The organism is Aeoliella straminimaris, from assembly GCF_024054565.1.
GTDB classification, from domain to species: Bacteria; Planctomycetota; Planctomycetia; order Pirellulales; family Lacipirellulaceae; genus Aeoliella; species Aeoliella straminimaris.
This window is the reverse complement of record NZ_JAMXLR010000089.1, coordinates 47,853-64,413: the sequence shown is the minus strand read 5'-3', so window position 1 is coordinate 64,413 and position 16,561 is coordinate 47,853. Positions and strand designations below refer to the sequence as shown.

Here is a 16,561-nt window from a genome sequence, read left to right as displayed (position 1 = left end):
AATGCCCAAGCGAACCACTTTTCAAGGGCTTTGTCTTGCGACAAGAGTGTTATCCGAAACTAGTCAATTTTGGGCAAAAAGTGCTCGTCGCGGGGCGTGCCTCGTCGCCAGCGGACTGGCGGGTTACAATCCGAGCACGCTAGCAAGCGCTTCGCCCCTCGCTCCTGAACCCTCGATCCTCGCCCCTTTATTTCATGCGTCGAATTCTCGTTACCTCCGCCCTGCCCTACGCCAATGGGCCGATCCACATCGGCCACCTGGTCGAGTACCTGCAGACCGATATTTGGGTCCGATTCCAGAAGCTCCGCGGCAACGATTGTCGTTATTTCTGTGCCGACGACACGCACGGCACGGCCATCATGATTTCGGCCAAAAAGGCCGGCGTCAGCGAGGAGGAGTTCATTGCGAGGGTGAGCGAAGACCATCAGCGAGACTTCGGCGATTTCAACATCGAGTTCGACAATTACGGCAGCACGCATAGTCCCGAGAACCGCGTGCTGTGTGCAGAGATTTGGAAATCGATTCGCGATGCCGGCCTGGTGAAAGAGCAGGAAGTCGAACAACTCTTCGATACGCAGGCCAACACCTTCCTGGCCGACCGCTTCGTCCGTGGTACCTGTCCCAAGTGCGGGGCTACCGACCAACCAGGCGACAACTGTAGCAGCTGCGGCACTACCTACACACCGGCTGAGTTGGTCGATCCCGTCAGCACCCTGAGTGGCACGACGCCCGAGACTCGCACCGCCCTGCACGAATTCATCGAGCTCGAGCAATTGCACGGTTTCCTGGACAAGTGGACGCAGACTTCCGGTGCACTGCAGCCGGAGATCGCGAACTACCTCCGCGGGCACTTCTTGGGCGAGGCCGACAAGCCCGAACCGCTACGCGATTGGGACATCAGCCGCCCTGCCCCATACTTTGGCTTTGAAATTCCCGACTCGCCCGGCAACTATTGGTACGTCTGGTTTGACGCTCCGATCGGCTACATGGCCTCCACAAAACAGTGGTGCGAGCGCGAGGGAGAGAACTTCGACGATTGGTGGCGGTCCGACGACTGCGAAGTGCACCACTTCATCGGCAAGGACATCACGTACTTCCACACGCTGTTCTGGCCCGGCATGCTCAAGACGGCCGGCTTCTCGCTGCCGACCAAGGTGCACATTCACGGCTTCTTGACCGTCGATGGTGAGAAGATGTCGAAGAGCAAAGGCACGTTCGTCGCCGCGCGAACGTACCTCAAGCACTTGGACCCGGCCTACCTGCGTTACTTCTACGCTTCGAAACTCTCCAGCAAGGTCGACGACCTCGATTTGTCCATCGACGAGTTTATCGCCAAGGTAAACACTGATCTGGTGGGCAAGGTGGTTAACCTAGCCAGTCGCAGCGCGAAGTTCGTCTCTCAAACCGGTTTGTCCGATCAGTATCCCGACGATGGCGGTCTGTTCAAAGCGGCTGCAGAGGCGGGCGAGGAGATTGCCGCGGCGTACGAAGCATGCGACTACAACAAGGCGATGCGGGTGATCATGGCGCTTGCCGATCGGGCGAATCCGTTCGTCGAAGAGAACAAGCCATGGGAGTTGCGCAAGGACGAGTCGCAAGCCGAGCGGCTACAGGACATCTGCAGCGTGGCGCTCAATCTATTCCGCCAGATCGTCGTATACCTGGCTCCTGTTCTGCCGAAGCTGGCCGAACAGACCGGTGAGCTGCTCAACGATCCGATTACAAGTTGGGACCAGGCACAATCGCCGCTCACGGGTACCCAGGTCAACAAGTTCCAGCACATGCTCAAACGCGTCGAGGAGACAAAGGTTCACGCCATGATTGAAGAATCCAAAGAGGAATCCGCCGCCAACAGCGCTCCCGAGTCGGAAACTTCTGCAACCGAAACCACCGACAAGTGGAACGACCCAGGCGACTGCCTGGATGCCGAGCCGTTGGCCGAAGAGTGCACATTCGACGACTTTTTGAAGGTCGACCTGCGAGTGGCTCGTGTCGTGGAGGCCGAGCAGGTTCCCGAAGCCCGCAAGCTGCTGCGGCTCAAGCTCTCATTGGGCGGCGGCGTCTACCGGCAAGTATTTGCCGGCATCAAGGCTGCCTACGATCCCGAGAAGCTGATCGGACGCAAGATCGTCTGCGTGGCCAATCTCGCCCCTCGCCAAATGAAGTTCGGTCTGAGCGAAGGAATGGTTGTCGCTAGCGGACCCGGCGGCGAAGAGGTGTTTGTGCTTTCGCCCGACGAAGGTGCCAAGGTCGGCCAACGCGTGCACTAGGTCATTCGTCGCGGAATCGTCGACGATACTCGGTAGCTGTTACTCCGTGGTGCTTGCGGAATACTTCGCAGAAGTACTTTGCCTCGGCGAAGCCGGCCCGCTCTGCGATGGTCGAAATGGCGTATTCCGTTTCGGTCAACAATAGCCTTGCGCGGCTCAGTTTCACGCGCGTGATCTCCGCCTTGATGGTTCGGCCCAAGGTCTTCTTGAATCGCCGCTCCAGGGTGCTTGGTGCCTTCGCTGCGCGGGAGACCACTTGGCTTGCGCGAATTCCTTCCGTGGCGTGTTCGCGAATGTAGCGAATGGCGTCGGCCACGTCGCCGTCGTCGATGGCCAGCATTTCGGTGGAGCGACGTGCCGCGATGCCGCGTGGCGGACCAAGAAACGTTCGCATTTGCTCTGGCTGTTCGCCCTGCATTAGACGTCCCAGCAACTCGGCCGCCGCAAAACCGATACGGCTAGGGTTCACGTCGATGCTCGACATCGGTGGCGTGCACAGGTTGCAAAGGTGGGGATCGTTGTCCACGCTCATCACCGCCACTTCGTCGGGCACCGACAGATCAGCGCGGCGGCAGGCGTCAAGGACCTGCTGTCCGCGATCGTCATGGCAGGTCATGATCCCCACGGGCTTGGGCAATTGTTCGAGCCAGGCGGCAATCTCCTGCTGTTGCTCCTCCCAGGTGTGGGCCCGCTGTTTCTGTTGTTCACCCAACCAAGTGCTGCAGGTTTGCCCCCCCTGCTCGACCAGTTTCACGAAGTAGTCGCAGCGGAAGTCCTGATTGGGATTTTCACCCCGCGGTGTGCCACAGAAGGCAAAGTGGCGGAGCCCCAGGTTGCGCATGTGTTCGTACGCCAATTCCGCCACGGGCCGGTTGTCGACGCCAATGAAGGGAATATTCAAATCGGGTAGCGCACCGCGGACATCAACCGCGGGGATGCCGGTGGACAGAATAGTGTCGGCCGTGCTCTGGCTATTGATGCGGGCCAGGATGCCATCGCCTTTCCACTCAGTAAGCCACTCGGGCGGCGCGTCGTCCAGGCCGTGCGGTTCGAAGTAAATCGACCACGGCCCATGCTCTTGCTGGTAGCGGGCCACGCCCCTGAGCAGGCCTCGAGCGTACTCGCGGGAAGTTTCTATCAGCAACGCAACGTGGGGTACTTTCGCCATCTCAATATCCGCTTGTCAAAATCTTGCCCCCTGATAGCTAATGACGAAAATAACGGGTTTCTCACCCGGGATACCAAAAAAACGTTGAAATTGCTGCATTTTTTTGGCATTCGATTCCGTCAATGCGGATCGACGAGTAGAGGCAGATACGTCAAAAGTTGATTCCAGGCCCAAAAACGCAGCGTGAGTGCGCATACTTCCGTCGTCGTCGGCCGAGTTGCCATTTAGGCTAAAAGATCCCCCGAAGGAATTTTCCCAATGTCCCCAGCAGCCCGAGATACCCCCAACACGCTTCAGCAGATAAACCGCCGGCATTGGCTAGGTGGCGCCGCTGCCCTATCGGCCGCTGCGGTGCTGCCCCGTTCGATTGCCGGAGCCGCCGAAGCTGAGAGCCGGACGCCGATCATTTGCGCCTTCATCAAGTTTGTGCAGTCGCTCAGCTACGATGCCCTTGCCGAGCAGATTGCGGCGATTGGCTACGATGGCATCGAGTCGACTGTCCGCAAAGGTGGGCATGTTGACCCGCAGCGTGTAGAAGAGCATCTTCCACAATTGGTCGAAGCGGCTCAAAAGGCGGGCATCCAGGTCACCATTATGACGACCGATGTACTGGGGCTCGATCAACCGCTCAGCGAACGGGTCCTCCGCACCGGTGCCGGCTTGGGCATCAAGAAATATCGCATGGGCTTCTATCGATACGACTTGAAGCAGGACATCATCCAGCAGCTTGACGAAATCCGAACGCGCTTGCGAGAACTGGCGGCACTGAATCGCGAACTGGGAATGACAGCCGTTTACCAAAATCACTCAGGAGCCAATTTTGTGGGGGCACCGGTGTGGGATGTCCATTACTTGCTGGATGGCATTGATCCCACCGAGATCGGCAGTGCATTCGATATCCGGCACGCGACCGTCGAAGGTGGTTTGTCTTGGCCTGTACAATACAATTTGATGAAGCCTCACATTGGCGCCGTGTTTGTCAAAGACTTTGTCTGGAAAGGCAAGAAGGTACAAAATGTGCCTTTGGGCGACGGGCGTATCGATCCCAAGTTCTTTGCCATGCACAAGGCATCGGGCATTCAGTGTCCTTACTCAATCCACGTCGAATACCTGGAGCAAGCCGGCACGAAGCAAAACATGCAGGCTCTGGCCAACGACCTCCAACAACTCAAACAGTGGCTTTAGCCACTTCCCCCGCCCCGCATCCTGTACCCAACCCACCCGGATGCAGCCTTTCCTATCATCCCCTGTGGAGCACCATGCTTGACGCGAACCTCTCCCGCCTGCGAGTTTTCACCTTGCTATTTGTCCTCGGTGGTCTCATGACGCTGACTGCCGGAAGTGTGCTTGCCGAAAAGAAGTATGATGTGCTGATTCAGTCAGGGCGTGTAGTCGATGGAACAGGGGCTCCGTGGTACATCGCCGATGTAGCAATTCGCGACGGTAAGATCGTCGCCATCGGTCGGCTGGACGCAGCGGATGCCGAGAAGACGATTGACGCCACCGGATCGATCGTCGCGCCGGGATTCATCGACATGATGGGCCAGACCGCTACGCCCATGTTAGAAGATCGGCGGACGGCAGAGAACCTGTTGCAACAAGGCATCACGACGATCAACGCGGGCGAAGGTTCCAGCGAAGCGCCGCTATCTGACGATCGCGCGGCCCAGGTTGGTTGGCAGAACATGTCGGAGTACTTCCAACTGCTCGACCTCGGCGGTCTGCCGGTGAACGTGGTGCAGACAGTGGGGCACACGCAGGTGCGACGGCTGGTCGTGGGCGAAGTGGACCGTCGCCCCACCGAGGATGAACTGGAGGAGATGAAACAGCATGTCCGCGAGGCAATGGAAGCCGGCGCGATTGGAGTGTCCACAGCACTCATTTACCCTCCGGCCGTGTACGCCAAGACCGACGAGATCGCCGCGCTGTGTTCGGTGGCGGGTGAATACGGTGGTCGTTATTACACGCACATGCGCAACGAGGGCGACCAACTGCTCGAGGCCATCGACGAAGCACTCGAGATCGGCGAAAAGGCGGGCACACCAGTCCATATCTATCACCTCAAGGCGGCTGGCAAACAGAACTGGGGCAAGATGCAACTGGCTCTGGCCAAGATCAAAGAAGCTCGTGCCGAAGGCCGGCAGGTCGCTGCTGACATTTACCCCTACGAGTTTAATGGCCTCGGACTGGAAGCCTTGATCCACCCCCGCCATTTCAGCCAGGGATCCGGTAAGCTCTTTCGCCGCCTGGACGACGAGTCGTTGCGGGCGGAGATTCGGGAGGAAATGGAAGAGACCGACGGCTGGGAGAACTGGTACCGCCATGCTGGCAGCGACTGGAACCGCGTGATGATCGGCAATTCGAACAGCAAGCGGTACGCCAAGTGGCATGGCCAGAGCATCGCCGAGATTGCTGAAGCCGCCGGCGAAGATCCTTGGGACACTTTCTTTAACCTGGTGCCCGAGAGTGCGTTCGCCATGCCGATTACGATGTCGCAGGCTAATATTATTCGGGCGATGCAGGAGCCTTTTGTTTCGTTCTGTACCGATGTCGGCCCCGCTTCGCAGTCGCGCAGTGTCTCCCATCCACGTTCGCATGGGGCGTTCCCGCGGTTGTTGTCGCATTTCGTTCGCGATCTTGGCGCCATCTCCGTGGAGCGAGCCGTGGCCCAGGCCAGTGCCGTGGCCACCAACGAGGTGTTGCTGCACGACCGTGGTCGCATTGCTGTGGGATTAGCTGCCGACGTCATTGTGTTCGATCTGGATGAAGTGGAAGAAACCGCAACGCCGGCCGATCCACGGAGCATGCCCAATGGAATGCAACACGTTCTCGTCAACGGCAAGCTAGTGCTGGAGAACGGCAAGATGACCCGCCGCAGACCTGGATACGTCTTGCGGGGGCCCGGCTACGATCGTGAAAAGGCTCCCTATAACGTGATGACTGGCGAGCGGGACGACAACTACGCCGCGTTGGACGAAGTGATGCAGAAGTTCCTGGCCGAACACCGGGCGCCCGGCGCAACCTTGGCGATTACCGAGAATGGGCAACTGGTTTACGCCCGAGGTTTTGGCTACGCCGACATTGGCGAGAAAGAGCAGGCCGTTCCCACCAACCTGTATCGTATCGCCAGCGTCAGCAAACCCATCACAGGAGTTGCCACACTGCAACTGGTGGACGAAGGGAAGCTGGACCTCGACACGCCCGTCTTCTCGATTCTCACCGAGTACGAACCCCACCTGGAGCAGGGCGCCGAACTTGACGCGCGCCAGCAGGACATCACCATTCGCCAACTGCTGCAGCACCGCGGCGGCTGGGACCGCGATGAGTCGTTCGATGGGATGTTCCAGTCCGTACGATTTGCACGGGCGCTGGGCACACCTTCGCCGGCGGGCCACGACGAGATCATTCGCTCGATGCTGGGCCTACCACTCGACTTTGCTCCTGGCGAGCGGTACGCCTACTCCAACTATGGCTATTGCCTGTTGGGTCGCGTGATCGAAAAGCTGACCGGCATGCCCTACGAAGAGTACGTCCGCGAGCACGTGCTGGCGCCGATAGGCGTGAACGACATGGTGATCGGCGCAACGCACCTCGATGGCCGCAAGCAGGGCGAAGTTCGCTACTACTCGCCCACGGTCACCCGATCGGTTTACGCTGAGAACCTCTTCCAGCGTGTGCCCGCACCTTATGGAGCTTGGTACCTGGAATCGATGGACTCGCACGGGGCGTGGATTGCATCGGCGATTGATCTGGTACGGTTTGCGGATGCCTTGAACGATCCCAAGCACTGCCCCCTGCTGAAGCCTGAATCGGTGACGGAGATCCTTGCTCGTCCGGACGGACGGGCTGGATACGACAAGCAGGGAAATCCTCTCGACAGCTACTATGGCTTGGGGTGGCAGATTATTTGCGACGAGGAGGGTAAGCCGCTTTACCAGCAGCACGGCGGTGCTTTGGCTGGCACCAATACCAAGTTGGTACGGCGGGCGGATGGCCGGAACTTCGCCGTGCTGTTCAATTCGCGGAAGACAGCCACGTCGAGTAACTTGGTGAATGACGCCACCGGACTGCTAAACGCCGCAATCGACAAGGTGCCAGTGGCGACCGACACGGACCTGTATGAGAACTATGAGTAGTAGAAGTTCAGCCTGCCCCATCGGGTAGCTGGATGAACCCGTACTTGTGAAGCTTCTTGTACAGCGTCACACGGCTAATGCCGAGATCCGCGGCGGTTTTCGAGCGGTTGTTGCCGTTCTTGGCCAATGACTGGGAAATTGCCAGCATTTCGGCATTCTGGCGAGATGATTCCAAGTTCGAACCGTCTCGCGCCCTGCGAGCAGGGCGCGGCACCGAAAGCGATTTGGCCACCACGGCAGGAAGATTCTCCAGCTGGATTACGCCATCGCTGCAAAGCGCTACGGCGCGTTCAATCACGTTGCGAAGCTCCCGCAGATTCGAAGGCCAGCCGTAGGCGACCATTGCCCGCATGGCCAGTTGATCGACCTGCGGCGCTGCGCCGCCATGGCGTGAGCATGCCTGTTCGATGCTTTGTTCGACCGCGGGAGCGATCAATTCACGATGTTCGGTCAAGCTCGGCAAACCGAGCTTTGTCGCATTGAGGTGGTAGAACAGATCGTCGCGGAACTTGCCGGCCCGCCGCTTCAATTCCAGGCCACGGTGCGTGGTGGCGATAATGCGCGCCCGCAGTGGAACCAGTTCGGAGTTCTGTGTTTTACTGAAACGACGTTCGATGGCGCGAAACAGGTAGTCCTGCAGTTTCAGCGGCAATACGTCGATGTCTTCCAGTAGCAGCGTTCCATCACCGGCCGCTTGAAGTCGGTTGGCAAGATGATGTTCAACGCCTTGCGTGTCGGCCATAGCTTGGCCATGTTGTTCGCTGCCAAGCAGGGTAGGAGACAGCGACATACATTCGACCACGATCAACGGCTTGTTGCGGCGCGGTGAACGTGCATGTAACTCACGGGCGGCCTGTGTTCTTCCCGAACCTGTTTCACCCACAATCAGCACGGTGGTGTCTTGAGGTGCGAGCAGTTCTATTCGCTGGGCAACCTCATTCGGCCATCGGACCAACAGTTCACCTTTTGCGGGGCGCGGCGTCGTCTTGGAGGGCGGAGCACTGGCAGGTGGTGTTTGATAGCTCCGCCAGACTAGGTAGTCGGTCAGCATCGCCAGACGCGGCACATCAAGCGGCCAGGTCAAACAATCTGCAACACCTTGCTTAAGCAGAGACGATGCCTGGGCAGGCTGGAAGTCCTCGGTGATTGCTACTACCGCTGGTTGGGAAGGATGCGCGCGGGCGAACTGCAACGCCCTTGTCAGTTGCTCTTCCTTGCCACGAGCGTAGTCCGCGAAGACAATCGCCAGACGATTGTTCGTAAGGTGCGAGGTCTGCTCTATCGAGGTGAGCCACTCGAGGTGGAGCATCCCCCATTGTGAGATAGCTTCCTGAAGGCAACGACCTAGTGCCGGATCGGTAGTTAAAAGAACAGCGATAGCTGTCATATTGCGAGTCGGCTCCCCCGCTTGAGACCGCGTCGACGCACAGCGGCCGTAGCATTTCCCTATATACCCTAGTTTAACAGGAGGTTGAGTATAACCTCAATCGAAACTGCGGCAAGCCACCAGCTTGGATTGTTTTTGTGGAAAAACACCGCGAATAGTCGTAAATCCTTTGTGGGAAATACGTTGCGAATCTCATGGCGGTTCTCCCCCTCGGGGGCGGGGCGTCTAGTCGGAGGGGTTGGTCTCCTGATCTACGGCATTCAGCAGTTTCAAAGCTAGCGGGTACAACTCGGTGTTTTCCAGATTGCACATTACGGTCACGGTGTTGCCGGTCTTTGGATTCATCAGCAGCTGAGTCGATACACCGCACTGTCCACCACTGTGACCAGTCAGCTTGGTTTGGTCGTCGTCATAGAGGCGAAATCCCAGTCCATACGATGTCTTGTCGCCATCGCTGGTTTGTTGCTCGGTCCACATCTCCTGCATGGTCTCTTTGGTGACGAGCTTTCCACCGAGCAGAGCTTTAGCGAAATTAAACAAGTCTGTTGGTGTCGAAAGCATTCCTCCTCCAGGCACCTTCATACTGGTGTCGTGCAGTGCGGCGTTGCAGAGTTCGCCCCGTTTGAAGTCTCGTCGCAGCGACATGGGAGCGTTGTCCTCGCGCTGCATTCGCATGTATCCCGCGGAGCGGTGAGGGATAATGCGAAAGTGGTTGTCAACCTGCGTGTTGGGCATGCTGGCCCTCTTACCAATATGCTGGTCGATGTAGTCGGCGTAATCCTGACCCGATTGGCGTTCTACAATCGCTCCTAGCAGGTTGTAGCCGAACGTCGTGTACTTGTACTGCGAGCCTGGATCGTGCAACAGCGGATCGTTAACAAACGTGACCAACGCGGATTGAACGTCCGGAAAGTATCGAGTTGACCTGGGCTCGTTCGACGACTTGTAGTGCCGTACACCAGCCAGATGTCCCAGCAACTGTCGGGTGGTGAAAGTCCAGTCGTTCTTATCCAACTCGGGAAAGTAGCTGGCTACCGGTTCGTCCAGATCAAGCTTCTCCTGTTCAGCGAGTTGCAGGATAGCCACCGCCGTGAACATCTTGCAGATCGATGCGGTGCGGAACACGGTGTCGGTGGTGGCTGGTACCTCGTGTTCGACATTGGACAGACCGTAGGCTTTGGCCAGCAGGACCTCGTCGCTAGAACCCAGCGCCACCGAGATGCCGGGTACTCCACGGCGCTCGATGAACTGTTCCACCATTCGATCGATCTTGGCTTCACTTGGCGTTATGGGGTTTTCTGCCGCCCGGGAAGAACAGGCAACCGAAAGGCACAACAACAGTCCAGGCAAGGAGTAGCGTTTCTGCATCACGTGTCTCGCGGTCAAGAATGAAGGGGTATGTTCGGGCTCCGCTAAAAAGGGCAGAGACCGCCGGCCACGCATGGTGCCGGCTCAGGGGCGGTGCTTCTTACACGCTCTCGAAACAACAGGCAGGATCGGGCAGCGGGCGGGCTATCTCGTCGACACGGTACCCGAAACCTGTGCCGTTGGTGGTCGATAGATCCACGCGGCCGTTCTGCCGGCAATATATACCTGGATGCACCTGCGCCTCGATTTCTGAGGCCGCAGGATAGAACTGCATCGCGTTGGTCTCGACCCCTAACAGCGTATGGCAGTTGGCAGCCAGTTGCAAATGTGGAATCTGGGCCAACATCGGGTTGGTCAAGTCTTGAACCATCAGCCGCATGTCGTGTGCCCTGGCCCAGCACAGCGACAGCAGCGCACCGGTGAGTGTCTTGCAGGTCTTCAGGGCCACGCCGGTCCATCCGAGCGACCTTCCAAGTCGGATGAGCTGCCAGTTGTGCGCAGATTCGTCCATCAATAGCAGCTTGCGCTGCGACACCGGCCGCACGTCCAGCTGGTAACGCTCCAGGTCGTAAGGAAAGGGTTGTTCGATGTAGAGGATGGCTTCGTGGATTGCTGGCTCATCACGCTCGAGTCGATCGAGCACCTCGACGACGTATTGCGGATCCGTCACAGTGCAGTTGAAGTCCGCCGTCAGGCTTGTTGCACCATGTGTAAGTGCCACCTGGCCAACCTGTATCAGTCGACGATAGTCCCAATCGGCGTCGTTTCCTCGCAGCTTCACCTTCAGGGCCTGGAGTCCGTCATGATCGATCCATTCTGACAGCAGTACCGGGTACCCATCGTCAGGTTCGTTGCCGATCAGGTCGCTCGGCACAACGGGATCGAGTCCTCCCACTAAGTGCCAAGCGGTGAGCGACTGATCGGCAGGCTTCTTCAGAAAATCCGCTGGGTAGCGGCCGGAGAAACTGAGCTGTTCGCCCTCTGCGGCAGTGAGGAAACACCCCAGGTCGCTGCTCAAGTGAGCGGAGCCCAGCACGTCCCACACGGACGCATCGCACAGCTTGGCGTAGGCGTCGTAGACGGCCACATCGAACACCGAGCAGCACAACAGTCCCGCGAGCAGGGGAATTGCGGCTCCAGGTGGCGCGGTTTGTTGCTCGGATGCCAACTCGGGCTCGAGGACTTCTTGCTGGAATCGATGTCCCAATTCCAGCGGGTGGCCGACCGCGTCGTGCTCGACTAGTTGTTCCGCCAGGCGTTGGCAGAAACGCTGAATTGTTGCCAGTCGCTGTTGATACGACAGGCTCGAGGGCCACACCCATTGCACGCTGAGAGGCGTCTCGCCCCACCCAATGGCCCGCTGTCCACGTGCATCCTCCACGGTGACCTGGGCGCGTGCGCAGACAACCGAGGTGAGCGTTTCGCTACCGAACTTCAGTGGTACGCGTGTTTCAACGGGCAGATAGTAAAGCTCGACCGCAACAACACGGACATCGGTTGGCCGGGTTGAGTGGGTGTCGGTCGTGGAGCGTTTTAAGGACAAACTTGGGAACCAAAAAAGGGGAAACGAAATGGGCGATACGCAGGAGCCAGAACGCACGACGTCCATGCGGATGCCATTAGATGGTCGGCTGCCGCCGACTCCAATCCGATTCCCCAATTCTGTGTTCAGGATTTCAGAATTCTACAAAGGTCCGGCCGAGGGTTGCGCGTCGATCAGGGGGCAAAATCGACGATGCCCACGTCGATGAACTGGTCGCCCAGGCTCTGGTGACAATGTACCGCGATGGTTACCGGGCCACGTTTGAGCAACTCTACCACATCCTCATTTAGCGGAACGTGGACATACTCGGTGGTGTAGGCCACAAGCGATGCGACTTGTTTGCCCTGAATGTAGATTTCGGCATCCTCGTCGTGATACACCCTGAGGGTAGGTCGAGAGAGGTCCTTGGATGAGACATCGACACTGCGACGAATCCAAATGTCGCTTGTGGTCCATCCGGTGCGGGGTTGAGCGTTGTGAACCTCGTTGCCACCAAAGCCCCCCTGCCCAGCTCTCCAGGACGAGTCGTCGTAGTCGGGTTGCTGCCAGTCTTCTCCAGGATTACTAAACGTGTACCGCCAAGTTTGCGGCTTTTGTTCCGAGGTTGGTACGACGTCGACGATCTCGGCTGTCGATTTGTAGAGTAGTTCGGTGAGCGTTCTGACCGAATCGGGTAGTTTACACACCTCACGGTCATAAGTGAGGATGCCGGTAAGTTCGATCTCCACATCCGCGATCTGGGTGTAGACGGCCGCCGCCAGTCCTTTGCCAATGTGGTAGCGCACCTCCGTCAGAAGCTTGCGGTAACGCTCGAGTAATTCCTCCTCGTTCTCGACGGGCACGTAGCTCCAGTTTTGCACCTCGCGCCAGGTATGTTCGGGTACGCTAAGCCCAAGTCCGCCAAATTCGCCGAGTACGGAAGCTCGCAGTTCATCTTCTTCAGGTACGGCGGGGCCGGGATAACGGTGGATGTCATGCACGTCTCCCATGCCGCGGTCGGTCCAGCCGCTGGCGTTGTTCACCAGTCGCGTGTTGTCCCATTCATCGAGCAGTTGGCAAATGCGCACGGTGTCCCACTGTCCCCATCCCTCGTTGTACGGTACCCACATCACGACGGATGGATGGTTGTAGAGCGAATGTACCATGCGTCGCAGTTCGCGTTCGAAGTTGTCCGCCGAGGCGTCCGTGCGGGTGATATCGGGCTCGCTTCCCCCGATGTACCGATCGCCGCTGGGCATGTCTTGCCAGACCATAAGTCCCATTTTGTCGCACCAGTAGTACCATCGGGCGGGTTCAACCTTGACGTGCTTCCGAATCATGTTGAAGCCTAGTCGCTTCGCCACCTCCAGGTCGTAGCGAAGTGCTTCGTCCGTTGGCGCAGTGTATAATCCATCGGGCCACCACCCCTGATCGAGCACGCCAAATTGAAACAGCGGCTCGCCGTTGAGTGTCAGGCGATTGATGCCATCGCTATCCTTGGCAACGGAGACGTCGCGGAGCCCAAAGTACGATTCGACCCGGTCGCCACTGAGGGTGGTCAATTCGATGTCGTACAGATGCGGTTGCTGCGGACTCCAAAGGACTGGATTGGGCAGGTCGAGGGTGGCCGTAATTCCCATTCGCGTGGTGCTGGTGGCGACTTGGCGATCGCCGTCGCGGACGACGATGGTCACTACTTCGTCCGTTGGGCCTCGGGGAGTAATACTGACGCTGCCTTGCAGGGCGTGTGGGACAATCTTTATTTCGCTCAGGTAGGACTTGGGGACTTTTTCCAGCCAAACCGTTTGCCAGATGCCAGTGACCGAGGTGTACCAGATTCCGTGGGGGCGACGGAGCTGCTTGCCCCGCGGCTGCGCGCCGCCATCGGTGGGATCCCAGACGGCCACGGTAAGCTCGTTGTCGCCTTCGACCGTGGCATCGGTGATGTCGAAGGTAAAGGGATCGTAGCCACCCCGGTGTTCGCCGACCTTCTTGCCGTTGACCCATACTTCGCACAGCCAGTCGACAGCTCCGAAGTTCAGTAGCAACCGTTCGCCATCGTCCATCTCGGGTCGCGAGAAGCTGCGACGGTACCATAGCAACTCGGCATAGCCCACGTACTTCTCAACGCCGCTGAGCTGCGACTCGATGGCGAAAGGCACCAAAATCTCGCCGTCGTACTTCTGAGGTTGTTCGGCGTTGTCCGGCCGGACGGCGTACTCCCACGGGCCATTGAGATTCCACCACTGACCGCGGCGAAGTTGAGGGCGAGGGTACTCGGACAGGACGTTATCGGGCGTCACTTCGTCGGCCCAGCGAGTTCGCAGTTTCTTGACTTCCTCCGACCGGCAGACCGTAAGCTGGGTGAAGGGAACAGCCGCTAGCGCCAGTAGGCATGCCGGTTTCAAGAAGTTCGAATAGGTAATGTTCATGCTGTCCAACTCCAACCATCGGTTTGCTGCGACCGGTATTCGAGGTGTCCCACTGAACTCGATCCGAGACGAAACAGAGGGACACCCCCCGACGATCGACACACCATCCCGCCGACGATAAGTATTCTCGCCATCAGTATTATCGCATCTGGTGCGGATGCCGCCAACAGTCGGCTGAATGCTTCGGCACCGCGAGAATCGTTAAAAGCTTGCTTGACCGATCGAAGGTCGGTGTAATCGTTCTGGCCATCACCATCCAGGTCGCCGGCGAAGAGGATGACGGCAGTGAAAATTGTTCCATCGAATAGCTGCACGGTGACCTGCAGGCCGTTGGTGCATCCGGTGTTGAAGTCCGTCTAGAACTGTCGATTTGCTGAAAGTCGGGGTGCAACGTCACCGCCGGGAGCCCACCATCGCAGACATTGGTGCCCAGCAGGTCGAGAGAGGCACGCTGTCCCCTTGTCAGCTGATCTTGGGCGATGATCCGACCAAGCGGAACACCATCATCGTGGAGTTCGACGATGTAAAGGGTGTTGTTGTCGCCGGGCACTTATACCATGTGGACCGGTTGAAGGAGTCCGACAGCTACCGTCTGAACGTTGTACTCAGCCCACGCGGGACAGGGGGTGGTTGGTGAGCGAGATGGCAATGCAGAAGTTGATGAACCTCAATTGCCGCCTCTTACCTCAAGGGGGATGACGTCTCGCGAAATCAGCAGTGCGAATTAATAGTCGAAGTCGAGCGAATTTCTGCCGCCGACAATGTCGACAGTCTGTCCATTCTTGGGATGGCTCAGCGTGATAAGTTCCTTGGCAGCTTGGACACCACCCTGGCGTGCTTGTTCCGCAGTAACTTGCACCGGAGGGCCATCTTCCCCGGTAATGGTTACCTCGTACTTGCCTGGTGGCACCGACGGAATGGAATACTTCCCGTTGGAGATCTCCGCCCCAAATCGCTCCCCACCGCTCCCGCTGCCTTGCAGTCCAATGTGACCGTAAGGCAGTGGCTGGCCATCGACCGTCACGTTGCCAGAGACACCAACCGTGTCCGAACAACCGGCAACCGCGACGAGGGCCAGGACCGCCAGCAAGCTGACGGGGATGTGGAGCCATTTAGTTTTTATTGCCATCTGGTTTTGCCTGTCGACGGAATCAGGAACTATTGATCATTCACAATGTCGTTGGCTGCACGAGTGCCAAGCGAACGCCAGTAGCTGATGTCTATGCCGTTGGTGTAGAAGTCGATGCTGCCATCGGCTTTGGCTGCTATCACACCACCAGGATGGTAGCTGCGGGCAGCGACCCAAACATTGGTAGCACCAGGGCCGTTGGTCGGCACTGACGGTGTACCATTGCAGGGAGCCGATTCGATGGGGTAGGCGGAGTCGGGAGGATTCGTCTGATTGGGGCAGGGGCCTTGCAGACGATCCGCGACGGACGACTCGTTCGGCGCAGTGACGGTTGTCATCAACGCTCCGCCCATGTTGCCATACAGCACCGAACCAAGAGGGCCACCGTAGGCAACCACCTCCGTGGCGGTGATGCCTTCGGACAGTAGGATCGTGTTAGAGGTTCCGTCAGTGATCTGGGCCAGCCTGACCTGTTTGGGAGCCCCGCCATACGACATTGAAATCTGGGAATTGATGCCCTGGTAGCCCTGGTTGGGCTCGACTTGGAAAGCGCCCGGACCGAACACATTTAAGTTGGGAGCACTCTTGAATGCTTGCAGCGTGGTAGTGGTGTCGCCATACATGTTGATCTCGCTACCCATCGACGCGCGATAGTTGCCTCGCCAGAAGCTGTAGGGCGCTTGGTTCATTTCATTTGGTAGCGGTGTGTTGGCACTGGGGCAATAAAATCCGGGGATCTGTGCTTCGCGAGCCGAACGCTTCCTGGAATCGGTCCCCAACGGAGCCCAGCTAGTCCACTGGTCGCCACCACTCTTGGAGGTGTCGTCAATGTCGTAGTAGTTGTCGTAGACCTGCTGCTGCTCGATGTACGGCATGATCAACTGCGTCCACGTGTAGGAGTCCCACCGATCGACTTTTCGGGCATAAGGTAGTTTGCCGTGGGTCGATTCGTAATTCAGACACGCGAGTGCCAGTTGCTTCTGGTTGTTGGTGCACGTCGAACGGCGGGCAGCTTCGCGAGCTGATTGGACAGCGGGCAACAGCAACGCCACTAGGATGCCGATAATAGCGATCACTACCAGCAGTTCAACAAGGGTAAAGGCGGTTGAGCGGTTGCGACCGCATCGGGCAGACCCAGTCATTTCATTC

General features: G+C 58.2%; 11 protein-coding genes. 4 read left to right on the top strand and 7 right to left on the bottom strand.

Annotated features, from left to right (window positions below):
- Positions 1 to 194 precede the first annotated feature (194 nt).
- Positions 195 to 2,270, top strand: a complete 2,076-nt coding sequence (gene metG / locus NG895_RS24675) for a methionine--tRNA ligase (protein WP_252855218.1) — start codon at positions 195 to 197, stop codon at positions 2,268 to 2,270.
- Between the two features lies 1 nt (position 2,271).
- On the opposite strand, the gene NG895_RS24670 is transcribed toward metG, so the two are convergent.
- Positions 2,272 to 3,438, bottom strand: a complete 1,167-nt coding sequence (locus NG895_RS24670) for an AraC family transcriptional regulator (protein WP_252855217.1) — start codon at positions 3,436 to 3,438, stop codon at positions 2,272 to 2,274.
- Between the two features lie 258 nt (positions 3,439 to 3,696).
- Between NG895_RS24670 and NG895_RS24665 the strand changes: the two genes are divergently transcribed.
- Together NG895_RS24665 and NG895_RS24660 are read left to right on the top strand one after the other, a co-directional pair.
- On the top strand, positions 3,697 to 4,623 hold the full coding sequence (locus tag NG895_RS24665) for a sugar phosphate isomerase/epimerase family protein (protein ID WP_252855216.1): 927 nt from the start codon (positions 3,697 to 3,699) through the stop codon (positions 4,621 to 4,623).
- A 74-nt stretch (positions 4,624 to 4,697) separates the two neighbouring features.
- Positions 4,698 to 7,574, top strand: coding sequence for a serine hydrolase (locus NG895_RS24660; protein ID WP_252855215.1), 2,877 nt, complete (start codon positions 4,698 to 4,700; stop codon positions 7,572 to 7,574).
- A gap of 7 nt (positions 7,575 to 7,581) precedes the next feature.
- On the opposite strand, the gene NG895_RS24655 is transcribed toward NG895_RS24660, so the two are convergent.
- From NG895_RS24655 to NG895_RS24640, 4 genes are all read right to left on the bottom strand, one after another.
- On the bottom strand, positions 7,582 to 8,883 hold the full coding sequence (locus NG895_RS24655; RefSeq protein ID WP_252855214.1) for a sigma-54-dependent transcriptional regulator: 1,302 nt from the start codon (positions 8,881 to 8,883) through the stop codon (positions 7,582 to 7,584).
- Positions 8,884 to 9,186: 303 nt separating this feature from the next.
- Positions 9,187 to 10,329 (bottom strand): serine hydrolase domain-containing protein, encoded by a 1,143-nt coding sequence (locus NG895_RS24650; protein ID WP_252855213.1) that lies wholly within the window; start codon positions 10,327 to 10,329, stop codon positions 9,187 to 9,189.
- Positions 10,330 to 10,429: 100 nt separating this feature from the next.
- Positions 10,430 to 11,872, bottom strand: coding sequence for a mandelate racemase/muconate lactonizing enzyme family protein (locus NG895_RS24645; RefSeq protein ID WP_252855212.1), 1,443 nt, complete (start codon positions 11,870 to 11,872; stop codon positions 10,430 to 10,432).
- Positions 11,873 to 12,045: 173 nt separating this feature from the next.
- Positions 12,046 to 14,283, bottom strand: coding sequence for a glycoside hydrolase family 2 protein (locus tag NG895_RS24640; RefSeq protein WP_252855211.1), 2,238 nt, complete (start codon positions 14,281 to 14,283; stop codon positions 12,046 to 12,048).
- Positions 14,284 to 14,668: 385 nt separating this feature from the next.
- Here NG895_RS24640 and NG895_RS24635 point away from each other — a divergent pair, with 385 nt between their 5' ends.
- Positions 14,669 to 14,920 (top strand): hypothetical protein, encoded by a 252-nt coding sequence (locus NG895_RS24635; protein ID WP_252855210.1) that lies wholly within the window; start codon positions 14,669 to 14,671, stop codon positions 14,918 to 14,920.
- Between the two features lie 87 nt (positions 14,921 to 15,007).
- On the opposite strand, the gene NG895_RS24630 is transcribed toward NG895_RS24635, so the two are convergent.
- Together NG895_RS24630 and NG895_RS24625 are read right to left on the bottom strand one after the other, a co-directional pair.
- Positions 15,008 to 15,412, bottom strand: a complete 405-nt coding sequence (locus NG895_RS24630) for a carboxypeptidase-like regulatory domain-containing protein (RefSeq protein ID WP_252855209.1) — start codon at positions 15,410 to 15,412, stop codon at positions 15,008 to 15,010.
- 29 nt (positions 15,413 to 15,441) lie between these two features.
- Positions 15,442 to 16,554, bottom strand: coding sequence for a DUF1559 domain-containing protein (locus NG895_RS24625; protein WP_252855208.1), 1,113 nt, complete (start codon positions 16,552 to 16,554; stop codon positions 15,442 to 15,444).
- Positions 16,555 to 16,561 lie beyond the last annotated feature (7 nt).

Excerpts from the sequence above, each read along its gene's own strand:
- metG (WP_252855218.1), top strand. The coding sequence starts at position 195 with ATGCGTCGAATTCTCGTTACCTCCGCCCTGCCCTACGCCAATGGGCCG.
- NG895_RS24670 (WP_252855217.1), bottom strand. The coding sequence starts at position 3,438 with ATGGCGAAAGTACCCCACGTTGCGTTGCTGATAGAAACTTCCCGCGAG.
- NG895_RS24665 (WP_252855216.1), top strand. The coding sequence starts at position 3,697 with ATGTCCCCAGCAGCCCGAGATACCCCCAACACGCTTCAGCAGATAAAC.
- NG895_RS24660 (WP_252855215.1), top strand. The coding sequence starts at position 4,698 with ATGCTTGACGCGAACCTCTCCCGCCTGCGAGTTTTCACCTTGCTATTT.
- NG895_RS24655 (WP_252855214.1), bottom strand. The coding sequence starts at position 8,883 with ATGCTCCACCTCGAGTGGCTCACCTCGATAGAGCAGACCTCGCACCTT.
- NG895_RS24650 (WP_252855213.1), bottom strand. The coding sequence starts at position 10,329 with ATGCAGAAACGCTACTCCTTGCCTGGACTGTTGTTGTGCCTTTCGGTT.
- NG895_RS24640 (WP_252855211.1), bottom strand. The coding sequence starts at position 14,283 with ATGAACATTACCTATTCGAACTTCTTGAAACCGGCATGCCTACTGGCG.
- NG895_RS24630 (WP_252855209.1), bottom strand. The coding sequence starts at position 15,412 with ATGGCAATAAAAACTAAATGGCTCCACATCCCCGTCAGCTTGCTGGCG.
- NG895_RS24625 (WP_252855208.1), bottom strand. The coding sequence starts at position 16,554 with ATGACTGGGTCTGCCCGATGCGGTCGCAACCGCTCAACCGCCTTTACC.